Genomic DNA, 2,348 nt, shown 5'->3' with positions numbered 1-2,348 from the left:
GGCGCCTCGCTCTGCAGCGGTGATCGGGGATATAAGCGACCCCATCGCCACCGTCAACACGCTAAATGACAAAACTGACTTCTGGTTCCACCAGAAAGCAGAGCCTGTGGATAACGCTAAGCTCGCCGTCGGAATGCTGAGCCCCCTTGGGCCGCGCTAAGGGAGCCTCTGCCCCGAGGAGGCCTGTCCAGCTCTGGTCGCTTGAAACGGCTGCGATTTTCGGGCTCAGCTTGTGGGGCACAATAGCAGGGCCGACAGTTTGGAGCGGAAGCTCTCTCGGGTCGAGACTCACAAGGACCTGCTGCCAGTCACCCCCGCCTTCAACCGATAGCACTCCTTGTACCGCCACCATCCTGCCGGTTTCCACCCTTAGTAGTTTCCCTGATGGAGATGGAAACAGACCGCGAAGCTCACGCCGTCGTTGTTATCAATGAACAACGCCGTCCCCTGCTGAGGAACAACGTTACACTGGTTCGGGGCCAGTTTGCCGACCGTGTAATACGGTGTGCAGGAGCGCGGGTGCTGCTTTATCAAAGCCGGTCCAACAAGTACCCTTCCGGCTATTTCGCATCTGCTTGGCTGACCCACGCGGATCTGGATATGAGCAAGCCAAATTACCTGGTGCTGCGCTTGGCCGACATCGTCGAGTTCAGAGAGCCCGTTCCGGTTCCGGCCGGCGGACCGGTCCCGGAGAGCTATGCTCGACATGATGACGGCAAGCTGCACGGCAGGCGGTTCGCGGAAGACTTCCGCTTCATACCCAGTGGTGAGTTCAGCGCAATTCTCGCTCTCAACGACTTCGACCAACCACCTACGAGTCTTGAGCCATCGGGCATGCTGGAGAACGACGACACCGTTCGGCAGCGAGTTTGGCGTAGTGCATGGCATCGCGATCTGGCTGTTCGAACCGAGGCTTTACCGCTGGACAATTTCCAATGCGCATTTAGCGGACGGCGCTTATTGAGCGTCGATGGAAGAACCACAGGTCTGGAAGTGTGTCATGCCAAACCGGTTGAATGGGGAGGGCCCGACACGCTCTCCAATCTGCTGGTCGCCACTCGAGACTTTCACTACCTGTGGGACAGCGGCGTGATCGACATTCTGGATGACCATACCTGGGTAGTAGTAGGATCTAGCCGGGATCCCAATATTGCGAGCCGCAAGGGCCCTCAAACACTATTTATTCCCTCCAATCCCGAACATCGGCTGGACGCACAGTTCCTGCGGGCACATCGAGAACACGTTGGCCGCCGCTACGGTACCGCGAACTGACATGGCGGAGTCAACTGGGCGCCTTGCCGGGCAGCGAACCATACGTCAGCGACGAGCGGCTTGCCTGACGACAGCTTTCCCCACGCTTTAGCGAAACTTCATCGGGGGGGCCCTCCGTTCCCCATATGGGAAGCGCATACAAGAGGAGGGGAAAAGCTAAATTGCGGACAAATACTCATCCTTCTGCGCCAAGGAAAAGGTACTCCACAGCCTCCCGGAGAGTGGCTGAAGATGACAGCCGAGTGCGGACACTTGCGTTTCTGCGCAGCATCCAAGCTAAAATTGAGCACCAGACAATTATGGCAAATCACCCAACGGGACGGCAAGCCCCATACCAGCTGCGGACTGCTACTTATGAGCCTTGGCTTCTGGCCTCTGGCCTCTGGCAATAATGTAGCTTTTTCGTACCTCAAGCCATGACACCGGGTTGCTCGTGGTGCGCGCCAGTCCACTGAGAGAACGATCGAGCAATGTAACCCTTTTCAAACACTTTGAGGCACAAGCCAGACCAGCCAAGCTCTTGAACGAGGGACACCCTGCATCGCGGCCGGCGTTCAAAATGCCGGCCCAGTTAATTTGGTGCGAACACCCGCCTTATCGCTAGAGAGCTGAAGGACGATAGCAACCGCTCTGGGGGGCGTGCCGCTCGACGCAGCAGCCAACTGCACTAGGAAGCGCTGAGGGCCCTTGCGACAGCCGGGTGCGATGATGAACGAGCAAAGGAAAGCAAATGAGGTTGCGGGGCGGTCCGACGAGCCCTTTAGCGGAACTGCGGTGCGATTTTGGGCACGGCGGGGCTTTGGTGGCACCTGGATTCTTACGGCTGGCAACGGGTCACGACAACCAAACTCCCGCGGAGAAGTGCGTAGCCGCGGACTTCCTCCCTCAGCTCGGGTGCTATAGCGGCTGTCAAAGCCAGCCTGTTCCCTCTCCCCCCCCGCTCATCTCCGAACGCGAAAAAGCCCCGCCTCATTTCTGAGTGCGGGGCTTTTGTTTTCGAGATTGTATTGAGACATCCGTTTTTGGCAGACCTGGCAGCGACCTACTCTCCCAAGCCTTAAGACTTAGTACCATTG

The 2,348-nt window shown here is 58.0% G+C and carries 1 protein-coding gene; it reads left to right on the top strand.

The features are described 5' to 3' along the window. Positions 1 to 384: 384 nt before the first annotated feature. Positions 385 to 1,272 carry a hypothetical protein gene (locus tag HRQ64_RS19920; protein ID WP_172125970.1) on the top strand — a complete coding sequence of 296 codons (888 nt, stop codon included), beginning with the start codon at positions 385 to 387 and terminating at the stop codon, positions 1,270 to 1,272. The last annotated feature ends 1,076 nt before the right edge of the window (positions 1,273 to 2,348 follow it).

The organism is Devosia sp. 919 (genome assembly GCF_013185965.1).
Lineage (GTDB): Bacteria > Pseudomonadota > Alphaproteobacteria > Rhizobiales > Devosiaceae > Devosia.
Note: the sequence above shows the minus strand (reverse complement) of the source record. Positions and strands in the feature narration are given on the sequence as shown.

What these genes read in the sequence shown, in the direction of transcription:
- HRQ64_RS19920 (WP_172125970.1), top strand. Translation starts at nt 385, where the DNA reads ATGGAGATGGAAACAGACCGCGAAGCTCACGCCGTCGTTGTTATCAAT.